12 protein-coding genes and 1 riboswitch are annotated in these 14,454 nt (G+C 73.3%); of the genes, 5 read left to right on the top strand and 7 right to left on the bottom strand.

Translation table 11 applies throughout. The annotated features are described in order from the left end of the window. Positions 1–57: 57 nt before the first annotated feature. A riboswitch (cobalamin riboswitch) is annotated at positions 58–185 on the bottom strand. A 147-nt stretch (positions 186–332) separates the two neighbouring features. Then, entirely contained in the window at positions 333–1,373 is a 1,041-nt protein-coding gene (locus ACFYY6_RS09950) for an MBL fold metallo-hydrolase (protein WP_389192488.1), read from the bottom strand. A gap of 651 nt (positions 1,374–2,024) precedes the next feature. On the opposite strand from ACFYY6_RS09950, the gene ACFYY6_RS09945 reads away from it, so the two are divergent. From ACFYY6_RS09945 to ACFYY6_RS09935, 3 genes are all read left to right on the top strand, one after another. After that, complete coding sequence (locus ACFYY6_RS09945; protein WP_389192485.1) at positions 2,025–2,711, top strand: hypothetical protein; 687 nt, start codon at positions 2,025–2,027, stop codon at positions 2,709–2,711. Between the two features lie 184 nt (positions 2,712–2,895). Further along, the gene (locus tag ACFYY6_RS09940; protein ID WP_389192482.1) at positions 2,896–4,377 is read left to right on the top strand and encodes an aldehyde dehydrogenase; all 1,482 of its coding nucleotides are present in this window, start codon (positions 2,896–2,898) and stop codon (positions 4,375–4,377) included. Beyond that, positions 4,377–4,610, top strand: coding sequence for a ferredoxin (locus tag ACFYY6_RS09935; protein WP_351520270.1), 234 nt, complete (start codon positions 4,377–4,379; stop codon positions 4,608–4,610). Before ACFYY6_RS09940 ends, ACFYY6_RS09935 begins: the two co-directional genes overlap by 1 nt. Positions 4,611–4,857: 247 nt before the next feature. Here the strand turns inward: ACFYY6_RS09935 and ACFYY6_RS09930 are convergent, their stop codons facing one another. After that, complete coding sequence (locus ACFYY6_RS09930; RefSeq protein WP_389192479.1) at positions 4,858–6,357, bottom strand: PHB depolymerase family esterase; 1,500 nt, start codon at positions 6,355–6,357, stop codon at positions 4,858–4,860. Positions 6,358–6,860: 503 nt separating this feature from the next. On the opposite strand from ACFYY6_RS09930, the gene ACFYY6_RS09925 reads away from it, so the two are divergent. Together ACFYY6_RS09925 and ACFYY6_RS09920 are read left to right on the top strand one after the other, a co-directional pair. Beyond that, the gene (locus ACFYY6_RS09925) at positions 6,861–7,727 is read left to right on the top strand and encodes a 3-hydroxybutyrate dehydrogenase (protein WP_351520268.1); all 867 of its coding nucleotides are present in this window, start codon (positions 6,861–6,863) and stop codon (positions 7,725–7,727) included. 29 nt (positions 7,728–7,756) lie between these two features. Continuing rightward, positions 7,757–9,802 (top strand): GAF domain-containing protein, encoded by a 2,046-nt coding sequence (locus tag ACFYY6_RS09920; RefSeq protein WP_351520267.1) that lies wholly within the window; start codon positions 7,757–7,759, stop codon positions 9,800–9,802. A gap of 133 nt (positions 9,803–9,935) precedes the next feature. Here the strand turns inward: ACFYY6_RS09920 and ACFYY6_RS09915 are convergent, their stop codons facing one another. Genes ACFYY6_RS09915 through ACFYY6_RS09895 form a run of 5 tightly spaced genes read right to left on the bottom strand, consistent with a single transcriptional unit; the run spans position 9,936 to position 14,452 of the window. Further along, the gene (locus ACFYY6_RS09915) at positions 9,936–10,823 is read right to left on the bottom strand and encodes an alpha/beta hydrolase (protein ID WP_351627775.1); all 888 of its coding nucleotides are present in this window, start codon (positions 10,821–10,823) and stop codon (positions 9,936–9,938) included. Beyond that, entirely contained in the window at positions 10,820–11,980 is a 1,161-nt protein-coding gene (locus ACFYY6_RS09910) for a branched-chain amino acid ABC transporter permease (RefSeq protein WP_388650837.1), read from the bottom strand. Before ACFYY6_RS09910 ends, ACFYY6_RS09915 begins: the two co-directional genes overlap by 4 nt. After that, on the bottom strand, positions 11,977–12,864 hold the full coding sequence (locus tag ACFYY6_RS09905) for a branched-chain amino acid ABC transporter permease (protein WP_351520262.1): 888 nt from the start codon (positions 12,862–12,864) through the stop codon (positions 11,977–11,979). The genes ACFYY6_RS09910 and ACFYY6_RS09905 overlap by 4 nt, the downstream gene beginning before the upstream one ends. Beyond that, complete coding sequence (locus tag ACFYY6_RS09900) at positions 12,864–13,652, bottom strand: ABC transporter ATP-binding protein (protein WP_351520261.1); 789 nt, start codon at positions 13,650–13,652, stop codon at positions 12,864–12,866. Before ACFYY6_RS09900 ends, ACFYY6_RS09905 begins: the two co-directional genes overlap by 1 nt. Further along, positions 13,649–14,452 carry an ABC transporter ATP-binding protein gene (locus tag ACFYY6_RS09895; protein ID WP_389192474.1) on the bottom strand — a complete coding sequence of 268 codons (804 nt, stop codon included), beginning with the start codon at positions 14,450–14,452 and terminating at the stop codon, positions 13,649–13,651. Before ACFYY6_RS09895 ends, ACFYY6_RS09900 begins: the two co-directional genes overlap by 4 nt. Positions 14,453–14,454: the final 2 nt, after the last annotated feature.

The following is a 14,454-nucleotide window of genomic DNA, read 5'->3' as shown; positions in this document are numbered from 1 at the left end:
CCAGGCTCCGACTCCGTATACCTCGACGGTGCCGACCACCGGGGTTCCGGTGGTCCGAGCCGGTCACAACCGCGTCCAGGGCATTCCGACTCACCGCCCACGGGACGGCTCACGGCTGCGTGGTCAGTGCCGGATTCGCACCGGCTTCCCCCTGTACGGGCATGATGACGACCCATTCACTCTACCGGGCGTACCGGAAGGGCCCCGGGGCGGGCGTGCCGGGGCGGGACGGGGCGCCGCTCGGGCTCGTCCCGCCCCGGCACGCCACCCATGCCGCGACGTACGCCACCGTCCGTCGTGGTCGCGTCACTCACACCGCGATGTACGTGTACTCACACCGCGATGTATGTCACGGGGTCGCTCCCCGCCACGGCTTCCGCGCGGCCCAGCTTCACCAGCCGCCGCAGATGCGCCTCGGCCTCCGAGACCGCGATGTTGCGCGAACCGTGCGGGATCCGGTCCCACGGCCGGTTCCACTCCATGCGCTCGGCCAGCTCCCACGGGGTCAGCGGGGTGGACAGCAGCCCGAGGAGCCCCGTCAGCCGCTCCTCGTGGTGGTCGAGGAGCTCCCGCACGCGCCCGGCCGCGTCCGCGAACGCGTACTGGTGGGCGGGCAGTACCTCCGCCACCCCGAGCCGGCCCACGCGCTCCAGGGAACCGAGGTAGTCGCCCAGGGGGTCGGTGACCGCGTCTGCGTCCGGGTCCTCGTAGAGCCCGATGTGCGGGCTGATCCCGGGCAGCAGGTGATCCCCGGAGAACAGCCGCCCCCGGCCGGGCAGACCGGCCGGATGCTTCTCCTCCAGATGCAGGCAGACATGACCGGGGGTGTGGCCGGGCGTCCAGACCGCCCGCAGCCGTCGCCCCGCCAGGTCCAGCAGCTCGCCGGGCACGATCTCCCGGTCCGGCAGCGCGGCCCGCGCCCCGGGCAGGGTGCGCATACGCCCCCGGTCCGCCGCCGCGGCCCGCAACGGCGCGAGGTGCGCCTCGGGCGCGCCGACCGCGGTGAGCTTGGCGACGAGGTAGTTCAGCCAGGTGCCCGGCTCCGACTCCCGGGTGCGGCGCACGATCTCGGCGTCCGCCGCGTGCATGGCGATCCAGGCCCCGGACGCCTCGCGCACCTGCCCGGAGAGGCCGTGGTGGTCGGGGTGGTGGTGGGTGATGACGATGCCGTGGATGTCCGCGACGGCCACGCCGAGGGCGGTCAGCCCGGCGGTGAGCGTGTCCCACGCCTCCGGATCGTCCCACCCGGTGTCGACCAGGACCGGCCCGCGACCGGTGTCGAGGACGTGTACGAGGGTGTGGCCGAGCGGGTTGTCCGGGATGGGCACCTCGATGCTGTGCACGCCCCCGCCGAGATCGGTCACCTGCGTCATGGGCTCCCCTTCCCCACTGCCCGGTCCGCTCACCGGACGTACGGCTGCGCGGTGCGCGCCGCCCGCAGGCAGCTGCCCAGGGGCCACTGACCACTGTAACGAGAACTTGTTCCAGTGGTAGCCCTGGTCGACTATTCGTCTCCCGGCCGCAGTTGACGCACAGGACTGGTAACAGGGCGCCTGGGGAAAGGGCCGCTCGACCCCGACGGCCTCGTACCCCACCTCGCGTAGAGGCTAGTGCCGCATCAGGCAACGTTCGCCCCGTCGCGACGCCCGGCACGCCCTCTCGCCGCACCGGCCGAAATCCCAAGTACATCCAGTACGAGGGCTTCCGGCCGGCACACCGAGAGCACGTACCGGACGACGCTCCTTGACGGGCAAACGTTGCCTGCCGCGGCACTAGGTGTATTGACCCGCAGCTTTGTTGGCGCGGCTGATGGGCGGGTGTCCGTCCAGTGCGATGTGGCAGCGGTGGTGGTTGTACGTTCTGCTCCGTGGGTGCGTGCATCGGGCCGGCCGGGCCCGCGGCGGGCGTGGGCGAGGACGAGGTGTATACCGCTTGTCGTACCCGGCCGTACGTACTGTGCCCGGCCGACAGCGGCGACGATAGCCGGAGACTCGTCCTGGTTGTCGGAGTGGGACAGGAGAGGAATGTCTCCCGGAAAGTATGAAGAAGCGGCCGATGCCGCAGAGCTTCGTGCGCGGCTGCGGCACGTGTACTGGATCGGCGGCGGGAGCGGCGCGGGGAAGTCGACCATCAGCCGCCGAGTCGCCGATCGCTGCGGTTGGCGGCTCTACGCCACCGACGACGTGATGCGGGACCACGCGCGACGGACCACGCCCCAGGAGGCCCCCTTCCTGCATGAGTTCATGGCCATGGACATGGACGAGCGGTGGGTGACCCGGTCTCCGGAGACCATGCTGGAGACGTTCCACTGGTTTCGTGGTGAGGGCTTCGGCTTGATCATCGAGGACCTTCTTCGCCTGCCGCGGGAACCGTGTGTCCTCGCGGAGGGCTTCCGGCTGCTGCCGCGCCTGGTGAAACCCCTGCTCACCGTTCCCGAGCAGGCCGTCTGGCTCCTTCCCACCCCTGAATTCCGCCGGGCCGCCTTCCGGAGCCGGGCCGTGCCGGGGGAGGGATTCGTGTGGGAGACCAGTGATCCGGTGAGGGCTGCCCGCAATCTCGCCGAACGGGACGACATGTTCACAAGACGCCTTCAGGAGGAGACCGGACGTCTCGGGCTGCGCTCCGTCCGGGTCGACACCACATCGACCGAGGATGCTCTCGTCGAGCAGGTGACCACGGCGTTCGGACCCCGACGCCGACCGGCACGATGAGCCCGGCCCGCGCCGCGGGCGGGCCGCCGGGGCACGTCGGAGGGCCCTCGCCTTCGGCGGGCCCGGCTGTGGGCCGTGGCCTTCCGGAAGCGCCGTGCACGTGGACTCCTGGAACTGGAACTGGTATCAGTTTTGACGGTCCATCAGGGATTCTCGTAACGCCGGTTCGCGGGAGGCAGCAGCCATGACCGAGCTTGTCGAACACGGAAAACTGTTCATCGGCGGTGAGTGGGTCGATCCGCTGGGCCGGGAGGTCATCGAGGTCGTATCGCCCCACACCGAACAGGTCATCGGCCGGGTGCCGCACGCCTGCGAGGCGGACGTGGACCGGGCCGTCGCCGCCGCGCGGCGGGCGTTCGACGAGGGGCCCTGGCCGCGTATGAGCCTGGACGAGCGGATCGCGGTCGTGACCAGGATCAAGGACGCGTTCGCCGCCCGGTACGAGGAGATCGCCCGGGTCATCAGCTCGGAGAACGGCACCCCGTACACGTCCAGCGTGATGGTGCAGGCGCTGTCCGCGATGATGGTGTGGGACGCGGCGATCACCGTCGCCCGTGCCTTCCCGTACGAGGAGCGGCGCGACGGGGCGCTGGGGCCGCTGCTGGTGCGCCGCGAGCCGGTGGGGGTGGTCGCGGCCGTGGTGCCGTGGAACGTTCCGCAGTTCACCGCCGCCGCCAAGCTCGCGCCCGCGCTGCTCGCCGGGTGCTCCGCCATCCTCAAGACGTCGCCCGAATCCCCGCTGGACGCCTACGTCCTGGCCGAGATCGCCGCCGAAGCCGGGTTGCCCGAGGGCGTGTTGTCGATCCTGCCGGCCGACCGGGAGGTCAGCGAGTACCTGGTCGGACACCCTGGCGTGGACAAGGTGTCGTTCACCGGGTCGGTGGCCGCCGGGCGCCGGGTGATGGAGGTCGCCTCCCGCAACCTCACCCGGGTCACGCTGGAACTCGGCGGGAAGTCCGCCGCCTTGATCCTCCCGGACGCCGACCTGGAGACGGCCGTCGCCGGGCTCGTCCCGTTCGCCTGGATGATCAACGGGCAGGCCTGCGTGGCCCAGACCCGCATCCTCGCCCCGCGTTCCCGCTACGACGAGACGGCCGAGGCGTTCGCCACCGCGGCGGCGGCGCTGAAGATCGGCGACCCGCTCGACCCCGCCACCGAACTCGGCCCCCTGGTGGCCGAACGCCAGCGACGGCGTTCGCTCGACTACATCCGGATCGGCCAGGACGAGGGCGCCAAGATCCTCACCGGCGGCGGCCGTCCGGCCTCCCAGGAGCGCGGCTGGTACGTCGAGCCGACGCTGTTCGGGGACGTCCACAACTCCATGCGCATCGCCCGCGAGGAGATCTTCGGCCCCGTCATCTGCCTGATCCCGTACGGCGACGAGGACGAAGCGGTACGCATCGCCAACGACTCCGACTACGGTCTCAGCGGCAGCGTCTGGACCGCGGACACCGAGCACGGCATCGACATCGCCCGCCGGGTCAGGACGGGCACGTACAGTGTGAACACCTTCAGCCTGGACATGCTCGGCCCGTTCGGTGGTTACAAGAACTCCGGCCTGGGACGGGAGTTCGGGCCCGAGGGGTACGGCGAGTACTTCGAGCACAAGATGATCCACCTGCCGGCCGGCTACCGGGCCGGCGCCGCTGACGAGGGAGGCGCGTGATGGGGGACCGCTGGGCCGTGGAGGTCGACCGGAGGATCTGCATCGGCTCCGCGATGTGCGTGAACCACGCCCCGGACACCTTCGCGCTGGACTCCGCCCGTCAGTCGCGGCCCGCCTCCCCGGAGACCGACGCGGACGAGCGGGTCCTGGCGGCGGCCGAGGGATGCCCGGTCGAGGCCATCCTGATCACGCTCGCCGATTCGGGGGAAGTGGTGTTCCCGCCGGAGGAGTAGCCGACCCGCCCCCGGGTTCGCCACGAACCCGGATCGAGGGACGGTTCCGTCCGCACCGTGACGCCGAGGGCGACCACCGGGACCTGCTTCCGGTACCGGATCACGGAAGCCGCGTCGCCGGGCCGCCCGCGGCCGACAGCGCCGGCCAAGCCGACGCCCGGGGCCGATGGGTGCGGACAAGACCGGCGGGGCCCGGGGGGTGGCCGTGCGGACCCCGCACGGCCACCCCGGGTGGAAGCGAGCAGGCTCAGGGCGTGCAGCCCGTGTCCGCGAGCACGAAGTGGCCCGTCGGTGACTCCCGCAGGGTGTGGGCGATGAAGATGTTGTACAGGCCCATGTTCTGGTTCGAGCCGTTGGCGTAGACGTAGCCGAGCGTGGTGTGTGCCCTTCCGGCCGCCACGTGCGCGTAGTTGCTCGCCGTGAAGCAGCGGGCGGGTGCGGAGCCGGTCGTGGTCCCCGTGACCTGCGCCGAGGCCGCGCCGGGGGTGCCCGAGGCGTCGACCGCGGTCACGGTGTAGCGGTGGGCGGTACCGGCGGTGAGACCCGGGTCCGTGTACGTCGTCGCCGTGGGGGAGGCGGCCTTCGCGCCGTCGCGGTGGACCACGTACGAGGCGGCGCCCTCGACCGCGTTCCAGGAGAGCGAGACGCTGTCCGCCGTGACGCCCGTGACCCGGAGGCCGGACGGGGCGGGGAGGTGGTCGCCGCCCCCGGGAGCGCCCTGGTCGAGGCCCCAGAAGACGGCCGTGTGGTACGTGGAGCAGATGGCGTTCAGGAAGTACGCGGCCGTCGAGCCGCACTGCTCCGTGCCCGAACCGGGGCTCACCGCCAGGCCGTGACCCACGCCGGAGACCGAGTACGTCTGGACGGCCGGCCGCCCGGAGGCGTCGTCGTACGTGCTGCGCGTGGTGTTGCCCGGGAGGGTGTCCGTCGACGACGGGGTCTGGCCGATGCCCCAGACGTCGGTCCACTGGTCGCGCAGGGCCGTGGCGTTGGCCGGGTTGACCGTGTAGTCGGCCGTGCCCTGCCAGATCGCGACCCGGGGCCAGGGGCCCGAGTAGCCCGGGTGGGAGGCGCGGACCTTGTCGCCCCACTGCGCGGGCGTCAGCTTCACCGTGCCCGTCTGGCAGGCGGACGCGCCCGTCTGGCTCGTCGCGCACTGGGCGGGCAGTCCAGAGGCCACGGAGCCGCCCGCGAAGACGTCCGGGTACGCGGCCAGCAGGTCGGCCGTCATTCCGCCGCCCGCCGACAGGCCGGTCACGTACACCCGGCCACCGTCCGAGCCGTATTGCCGCTTCGCGTACTCCACCATCTGCGCGATCGACGCGGCCTCGCCCCTGCCCCGGCCGCTGTCGGCCGGATCGAACCAGTTGAAGCAGGACAGCGCGTTGTTGGCGGCCGTGGTCTGCGGGAAGACCACGGCGAAGCCCCACAGGTCCGCGTACTTCGGCCAGCCGGAGTTGGCGTAGTAGGCGTCGGCCGTCTGCGCGCAGCCGTGCAGGGCCACCACCACGGGCGCGTTCGCGGGCAGACCGGCCGGGACGTACGCGAACATCTGGAGGTTGCCGGGGTTGGTGCCGAAGCCGGTGACCTCTTGCAGGCCGCCCGCGGCCGCGGCCGAGGCCGCCGGGGGAGCCGCAGCCCCGGCCGGCGGGGCGGTCGCCGCGGTGCTCAGCGTCGCCGCGACGAGCGCGAGCGCGGCGGTGGGGACGACGCGCCGGAGCAGGCGTCGCAGGATCGATGGGCGCACGGATGCCTCCCTGTGCTCGGCGGACCGGGGTCTTCCGGCCGGTCGGACGGTTGCGGGCGCTTCGGCCCCGGACGAGGTGCGGGGCGTTCGTCCAGGTGTCTCAGGTGGTTGGGGCGGTCCGGGTGGTCCGGGTGAGTGGCGCGAGTCGGTGGGTGTTGGGTGGGTGCTGGGCGAGTCGGGTGCGGGGCGGACGCTATGAGCCGGTGTCCTCGCCGCCCATGGGCCCGGCGGACACTCCCGGGTCCCCGCTGTGTGCGCGGGCGCTCTTGCGCTATGGACGCCCGCGCGGACCTGTATCCGGCTCACCCGGCTCCGGATCGTCCCCGGCCCCGCGCGCCGGGCCCATGCGGCACCGGACCCGTATACCCGCTCCGGCCCCCGGCTCCGGGCCGTCCCCGGGCCCGTGCGGCACCGCACCATGTAGGCCGCCACCATGCCGCTGTACGACGGTGTGTGCACCGGCCCCGTGTGACCCGGGCTCCGGTCTCCTTACGGTGACGGCCATGGAGACTCCTCAGAGCCAGGACCACGGGCCCGCCGGGACCGCGGCCCCGCACGCTGCCCCGCACGTCGTTCCGCCCGCCACGCCGTCAGCCGCCGCGGACGCGCCCCGAGCGGCGGACCGTCCGCCGCTCGCCGGGCGCACCGCCCTGGTGACCGGTGCCGCGAGCGGGATCGGGCAGGCCTGCGCCCGGGCCCTGGCCGTCGCCGGTGCCCATGTGCACGTCGTGGACAGGACCGCCGACGCCGCCCGGGACCTGGCCGAGGAGATCGGTGGGACGGTGTGGGTGGCCGACCTCTCCGTCCCGGACGAGGTGGACGCGCTGCCCGCCGACGCGGACATCGTCGTCAACAACGCCGGACTCCAGCACGTCGCCCCCGTGCACGCGTTCCCGCCGGAGCGGTTCGCGCTGATCCAGCGCGTCATGGTGGAGGCGCCGTTCCGCATCTTGCGCCGCACCCTGCCGGGCATGTACGAACGCGGCTGGGGGCGCGTGGTCAACATCTCGTCCGTGCACGGTCTGCGGGCCAGCCCCTACAAGTCGGCCTATGTGACGGCCAAGCACGCACTGGAGGGGCTCAGCAAGGTGGTGGCGCTCGAAGCGGCGGAGCACGGGGTGACGAGCAACTGCGTCAACCCCGGCTACGTACGCACACCGCTGGTCGAGAACCAGATCGCGGACCAGGCCCGTACGCACGGCATCTCGGAGGAGGAAGTGGTGGGACGTGTGATGCTGGAACGCAGCGCGATCAAGCGGCTGATCGAACCCGACGAGGTCGCCGAGGCCGTGCTGTGGCTCTGCGGGCCGCACACCGGGCACATCACCGGCACCTCCCTCGCCATGGACGGCGGCTGGACCGCCAACTGACCCACCGACCCCGATGAATTCCGGCCGCCATGTCTGATCCGTCCCAGTCCGCCGACCCCGCCGACCTCGCTGTCGGTATCTCCGCCGCCTCCGCCGCGCCCCATCTGCGGCGTCTCCTCGACCTGCTGGCCGACGGCGCCCCCGCCGAGGAGTTGGGGGCCGTCGCCTCGCGGGCGCGGGCCGCCGGGGTGCGGGCCGGTGATCTGGCGGAGGTGGAGCGGGCCACCGCCACCGCCCTGCGGATCAGGGGTGCCCTGCGCCAGCACCGGCGCCGTGAGCTCCAGCTCACCGCGCTCTTCGACACGGCGGGCGACCTGGCCGCCTCCCGCGAACTGGACGACGTGCTCAAGGCGATCGTCCGGCGGGCGAGGATGCTGCTCGGTACGGACACCGCGTACCTCACGCTCCCCGACGAGGAGGCGGGGGACACGTACATGCGGGTGACCGACGGTTCGGTGTCGGTGCTCTTCCAGCGGCTGCGGCTGGAACTGGGCGACGGGCTGGGCGGACTGGTGGCGCAGACCGCCCGCCCGTACGCCACCCCCGACTACCGCACCGACGACCGCTTCCGCCACACCCGCAACATCAACGCCGGGGTGCTGGACGAGGGGCTCGTCGCCATCCTGGGCGTCCCCCTGCTCCTGGGCTCCAGCCGCGGCGGCACGGGCAAGGTCATCGGCGTGCTGTTCGCCGCCGACCGCGCGCCCCGGGTGTTCAGCCCCGACGAGGTCGCCCTGCTGTGCTCGCTCGCCGCGCACGCCGCCATCGCCATCGACACCGCCCGCGCGCTCGCCGACACCCGTTCCGCCCTCGACGAACTCGCCGAGGCCAACGCGGAGCTGGCCGAGGCCAACGCGGCCGTACGGGCGCACTCGGCGGCCATGCGGAGGGCCGAGGAGTCCCACGACCGGCTGACGGACCTGGTGCTGCGCGGCCGGGACGTCAAGGACGTCGCCGCCGCCGTCGCGGCACTGCTGGACTCCCCACTCACCATTCACGATCCGGGCGGCCGGCCCCTCGCGGCCGTCCGGCCCGGCGGCGAGGACTTCGCCGCGGACAGCATGGACGCCGGATGGCTGGCCGAGACCGCGGAGGAGTCCCGCACGGGCGCCCGCGCCGTGCACCGGGACGGACGGTGGATCTGCGCCGTCCTCGCGGGGCAGGAGCTCATGGCCGGACTGGTCCTGCACCGGCGGGCACCGCTCGACGACTCGGACCGGCGGCTGTTCGAGCGGGCCTCCGTCGTCACCGGGCTGCTCCTGCTGCTGCGGCGCACGGTGGCCGAGACCGAGAACCGGGTGCGCGGGGAACTGATCACCGACCTGCTGACGGACGCGGACCGCGACCCGGCCGGGCTCGTCGAACGCGGCCGGCGTCTCGGTATCGACCTCGACCGGCCGCATCTGCTGCTGCTGGCCGACGGAGGGGCGCGAGGGCGGCTGGCCCCGGCCGCGGTGCGCTACCTCTTCGGCGGCGACATGCACGGGGTGAGCGCCGAACACCACGGCCAGGTCGTGCTGTTGACCGCTGCCGAAGGCCTCGGGGCGGGCTTCGGAGACGGTACCGGGGCGGGCGCCGGTGGCGTGGCACGGGCGGCGGCGTCCCAGCTCGGGCAGCTGGTCCAGGCCCCGGTCACGGTGGCCGCGGCCGGGCCGGCGCGCGGGGTCCGGGAGCTGGCCGCCGCGTACGAGGAGGCCGCCCGCTGCCTGCGCGCCATGCGGGTCCTGGGGCGTGCCGGGGAGGGCGCGTGCGTCGACGAACTCGGCTTCCTGGGCGTGGTGCTGGGCAACGGGCAGAACGTCGACGGCTTCGTGGCGGCGACGCTGGGGCCGCTGCTGGAGTACGACGAGCGGCGCGGCACCCACCTCGTGCGGACCCTGCGCGCCTACTTCGGGTCCGGGGGGAGCCTCGTCCGCGCCAAGGACGAACTCCACGTGCACGTCAACACGGTGGTGCAGCGGCTCGACCGGGTCCAGGCGCTGCTGGGGCACGACTGGAACGAGCCGGCACGGGCCCTGGAGATCCAGCTCGCCCTGAAGCTGCAGCAGTTGGCGGGGTCGGCGGACTTCCTCTGAAACGCCATGAGTCCGGGGAGCCCCGGACCGCCCCGACCCATCTCAGGCCGGCGGGGGCTCCGCCCCGGACCGGCGGCGGGCGGATCCGGCCGGTGGCGTGCGCCCGCCCGGCCGGACCCGTCCGCTTTCGGTGTCAGTGGGCGCCGCACAGCTCCAGCAGATGCCGCACGACCTCCCGGCCGCCCTGCTCGCCGGTCAGCACCGTGTAGTGGTTGACGTCCGCCACCCGCACCGGCGCCACCCCCGTGCCCCCGAGATCCGCCGCCGCCAGGCGGGTCTCGTCGTACAGGCCCTGCTCCTCGTCCATCAGCCCGCGCGGCGCCCACAGCAGCGTCGCCGGGGCGGGCAGCTTCCGGACCGCCGTCAGCACCTCCTCGTCGAAGAGACCGATGCCGTCGGTGCGCACCGCCTCGATCCGGCAGGTGGAGCGCAGTTCCGGTTCCTCGCCGGTCAGATCGCGCTGGATGTACGCGTCCACCTCGTCCGACCAGTCGGCGGCGAACGCCGGGTGCGCCTGCCAGAACGCGCGGTAGGCGGCCCGGTCCGGGAACGTCATCGACAACCGGTCCATGGCCGGGCCGATCACCGCGGTCATCAGCTCGTCCGGGGACAGGTGCGTGGGTGCGGGGAAGCCGATCCCGCCGTCGACCAGCAGCAGCGGTCCGAACCGGTCCGGGTGACGTACGGCGGCCAGCGCCGTCACGAACGCCCCCATCGAATGCCCTGCCAGCACCACCCGGCCCGGGGCCAGCGCCTCGGCCAGGGCGGCGACGTCGTCGGCGTGCGTGGCGATTCCGTACGGTCCCGGCAGTCCGGAACTCCCGGCCCGGCCCCGCAGGTCCGGGGCGATCAGAGTGGCGCGGCCGTCCAGCAGCCGGGCCACCGGGCCCCAGCTCAGGGCGTTGGAGGTGATGCCGTGCAGGGCGATGACCACCGGGGCGTCCGGTTGCCGGGCCGGCCATCGCAGGACCGCCAACTCGCCCCCGGTCACGGGGACCTGAATCTCTTCGTACGGCTTCACGACTGTCCGTTGTCCTTCCGGGCGGGGGTCGGGGACGGGGGTCCGGCCGGTCCGCGGCGTGCGGCGCCGAGCCGGGCGGGCAGCCTGGCCAGGCCGCCCGGCAGCAGGTGTACCACGGCGACGAACACCACACCGAGCAGGAACAGCGGCTGGGACAGCGGCACCCGCAGCACCGCGGGCAGGTCCGCGACCGCGCCCGATCCGGCCAGATCGCCGAGCCGGTGATCGGCCCAGGTGTACAGGATGCCGCCGACCATCGGGCCCCAGCGGGTGCCCGATCCGCCGAGCACCACCATCACCAGCAGCGAGAGGGTGAAGTCGGAGGTGGTCGTCTGCGGGGTCGAACCGCCGGTGAGCAGCAGGTGCACCAGACCGCCCAGCGCGGCCAGGGCCCCGGCCAGGACGAACGCCGTCAGCTTGAACCCGTACGGCTTCAGCCCCAGCACCTCCACCCGGCGCTCGTTCTCCTTGATGCCCTCCCATACCCGCCCGGTGGGGGAGCGGACTGCCCAGTGGACGACGGCCAGGGTGAGGACGAGATAGCCGAGCGCCACCCAGTACAGGTTCGCGGTGTGGTCGATGCCCACCAGCCAGGACGGCAGCAGCTCGGCCGGGGCGGCCCGCCCCTCCTCGCCGCCCGTGAGCCCGCCGGGGTTGCGGGAGACCAGGATCGAGCCCGCCTGGGCGAACGCCAGCGTCACCATCGAGAAGCCGATACCGGTGACCCGCAGGCTCACCGATCCCAGGACCAGCGCGAGCACGATCCCGGAGCAGAGGCCGAGCAGTGCGGACACCGCGAACGGCAGACCCGCCTCCAGCAGGAACAGGTTGGTGGCGTAGCTGCCCGTCGCGAAGTACAGCGCATGCCCGAAGGAGAGCAGCCCGGTGCGGCCGAGCAGCAGGTCGTAGCCGGTCGCCAGGGCGCCGAACAGCAGGCAGGTGGCGAGGAGTTGGAGACTTCCCGGACTGCCCACCGGGCCGTCCAGGAGGCCCGGCAGCGGGAGCGCGCTGAACGGCGCGACGAGCAGTGCGAGCAGTACGGCGGCGGGCCACCAGCGACGCAGCACCCGCGCCGCGTTCCCGGACCCGGCCGGGGCGGCGGGGTGGCCGCGGCGCCCGTCGGCGGTGCGGTCGTGTGTCTCGGTGACGGTGCTCACGCGAGCCTCCCGGTCAGTCCGCGCGGCCGGACGAGCAGCAGCGCGGCGAGCAGGACGACGACGGCCAGGTCGCCGAGGCCCGCTGCGGTGTAGTAGTTGGCGAACTGCTGGACCAGCCCGATGACGACGGACGCCACCGCGGCGCCGGTCACCGAGCCCATGCCGCCGGTGACCACCACGACGAAGGCGAAGATCAGCAGCGAGGTCCCCTGGCGGGGGTCGACCGAGCCGAAGTACAGGCCGCCGAGCGCCCCGCCGAGCGCGGCGGCACAGCCGCCGATCGCGAAGACGAGGGTGAACGCCCGACGCACGTCGATGCCGAGCGCGGTGACCATCGCCCGGTCCTCGACCCCGGCCCGTACCACCAGGCCGTGCCGGGTGCGGCCGAGGAAGAGCCGCAGCGCCACCAGCACCACGACCGCCGCCCCGACCAGCACCAGCCGGTTGACCGGCACCTGGGCACCGAGCAGTTCGAAGGTGCCCGACAGCGCCTTCGGTCCGGGGAAGGTCCGGGCGTCCGAGCCCCAGATCCCCGACAGCAGCGCGGGGACGGCGAGCCCCACCCCGACCGTGGCGAGCACCTGCTCGCGGGGGCGGGTGTAGAGCGGGCGGACGACGGTGAGTTCCAGCAGTACGGCGGCCGCGGTGCCCACAGCCGTACCGAACAGCACGGCGAGGACGAAGCCCGCGCCGCCGGGCCCGGCGCCGGGCAGGTTCCCGGACGCCGCCCACCAGGTGCCGTACGCGCCGATGGAGAGCAGCGCCCCGTGCGCGAAGTTGAGCACGTCCATCAGGCCGAAGATCAGGGAGAGACCGGACGCGACGAGGAAGTAGAGCGCCCCCAGGCCGAGTCCGGTCATGGTGAGCAGAACGACGGTGGACATCAGGAATCCGCCTCCACGGAAGGTGAATCGGCCTCCACGGACGGCGAACCGGACCCCACGGAGGACGTGTGGGGGGCCGGGCCGTGTCCCACGCCCAGCAGGCGCCGTGCCGCCTCCGCGTCGGCGAGCAGTTCGGCTGCCGGGCCCTGGTGGGCCGTCCGGCCGTCGGCGAGCACCGCGCAGTGCGCGGCCAGGCGTCGTACGACGGCGAGGTTCTGCTCCACCAGCAGCACCGGCACCGCCTCAGCGGCCCGCTCCAGCACCTGGGCGACCTCGGTCACCACCTTGGGCGCCAGGCCCTTGGTGGGCTCGTCGGCGATGATCAGCCGGTTGCCGTTCAGCAGTGTGCGCCCGATCGCCACCATCTGCTGCTGACCGCCGGACAGTGTCCCGGCCAACTGCCGCTCACGGCGCTTGAGTTCGGGGAACAGCTCGTGGACGAGCGGGTAGGCGGGCTCGCCCGCGCCGGGCCGCTCGGCCAGCCGCAGGTTCTCCGCCACGGTCAGCCCGGCGAAGATCCCCCGGTCCTCCGGGGCGTAGCCGACGCCCAGCCGCACCACGGTGTGGGTGGGCATCGACACCGTCTCCGTCCCGTCCAGCCGCACGCTGCCGGTGCGCGGGACGAGGCCGAGGACGCCGCGCACGGTGGTGGTCTTCCCGGCGCCGTTGCGGCCCAGGAGCGCGGTCACGCCGTGCCGGGCGACGTCCAGGTCCACGCCGTGCAGGATGTGCCGGCCGCCGATCAGGACCCGCAGGTCCCGTACGGCGAGCAGGGGTCCGCTCGTCACAGCTCCTCCCCGAGGTAGGCCTGCTGCACGGTCGGGTCGGCCGTCACGGCCTCGGGGGTGTCCAGGGCCAGCAGACTGCCGTGGTGCATCACGGCGAGCCGGTCGGCCAGGCCCAGCAGGACGTCCATGTGGTGCTCGACCATCAGGACGGTCCGGCCCTCGTCCCGGTGCAGAGTGCGGATGAGTTCGGTGAGCGCGGGGACCTCCTCCGCGCTCACCCCGGCCATCGGCTCGTCCAGCAGCATCAGCCGCGGTTCGCCGACCAGCAGCACCGCCAGCTCCAGCTTCCGCTTCTCGCCGTGCGACAGCTCGGAGGCCAGCGCCCGTGCCCGGTGGCCGAGACCGGTGCGTTCCAGCACGTCGGCCACCTCGGCGGGGTAGGCGGAGGCGCGCCGCCACAGCCGGTACGAGCCGCCGCGGGCCGCCTGCGCCGCCAGCCGCACATGGTCGGCGACGGAGATCCCCGGCCAGAGGCTCGACGTCTGGAAGGTACGGCCGATACCGCGCCTCGCCCGCTCGTGCGCGGGACGGTCCGTCATGTCCGCGCCGTCCAGCTCGATGGTCCCCGTGGTGGCCGGGGCCAGCCCGCTGATCAGGTTGAACAGGGAGGTCTTGCCCGCCCCGTTGGGGCCGATGAAGGCCAGGAACTCGCCCTCGCGGACGTCCAGGGAGACGTCCTCGACGATCGTCGCCCCGCCGACGCGCCAGCCCAGGCCGGTGAGCCGGAGCACCGGGGCGGGGGCCGGGGCGCCACCCGCGGCACCGCCCGGGTGGTGCGCGGTGGTGTGGGGTACGGGCATCG

Source organism: Streptomyces sp. NPDC001750 (genome assembly GCF_042892615.1).
Taxonomy (GTDB): domain Bacteria; phylum Actinomycetota; class Actinomycetes; order Streptomycetales; family Streptomycetaceae; genus Streptomyces.
Note: the sequence above shows the minus strand (reverse complement) of the source record. Positions and strands in the feature narration are given on the sequence as shown.

Excerpts from the sequence above, each read along its gene's own strand:
- ACFYY6_RS09950 (WP_389192488.1), bottom strand. The coding sequence starts at position 1,373 with ATGACGCAGGTGACCGATCTCGGCGGGGGCGTGCACAGCATCGAGGTG.
- ACFYY6_RS09945 (WP_389192485.1), top strand. The coding sequence starts at position 2,025 with ATGTCTCCCGGAAAGTATGAAGAAGCGGCCGATGCCGCAGAGCTTCGT.
- ACFYY6_RS09940 (WP_389192482.1), top strand. The coding sequence starts at position 2,896 with ATGACCGAGCTTGTCGAACACGGAAAACTGTTCATCGGCGGTGAGTGG.
- ACFYY6_RS09935 (WP_351520270.1), top strand. The coding sequence starts at position 4,377 with ATGGGGGACCGCTGGGCCGTGGAGGTCGACCGGAGGATCTGCATCGGC.
- ACFYY6_RS09925 (WP_351520268.1), top strand. The coding sequence starts at position 6,861 with ATGGAGACTCCTCAGAGCCAGGACCACGGGCCCGCCGGGACCGCGGCC.
- ACFYY6_RS09920 (WP_351520267.1), top strand. The coding sequence starts at position 7,757 with ATGTCTGATCCGTCCCAGTCCGCCGACCCCGCCGACCTCGCTGTCGGT.
- ACFYY6_RS09905 (WP_351520262.1), bottom strand. The coding sequence starts at position 12,864 with ATGTCCACCGTCGTTCTGCTCACCATGACCGGACTCGGCCTGGGGGCG.
- ACFYY6_RS09895 (WP_389192474.1), bottom strand. The coding sequence starts at position 14,452 with ATGCCCGTACCCCACACCACCGCGCACCACCCGGGCGGTGCCGCGGGT.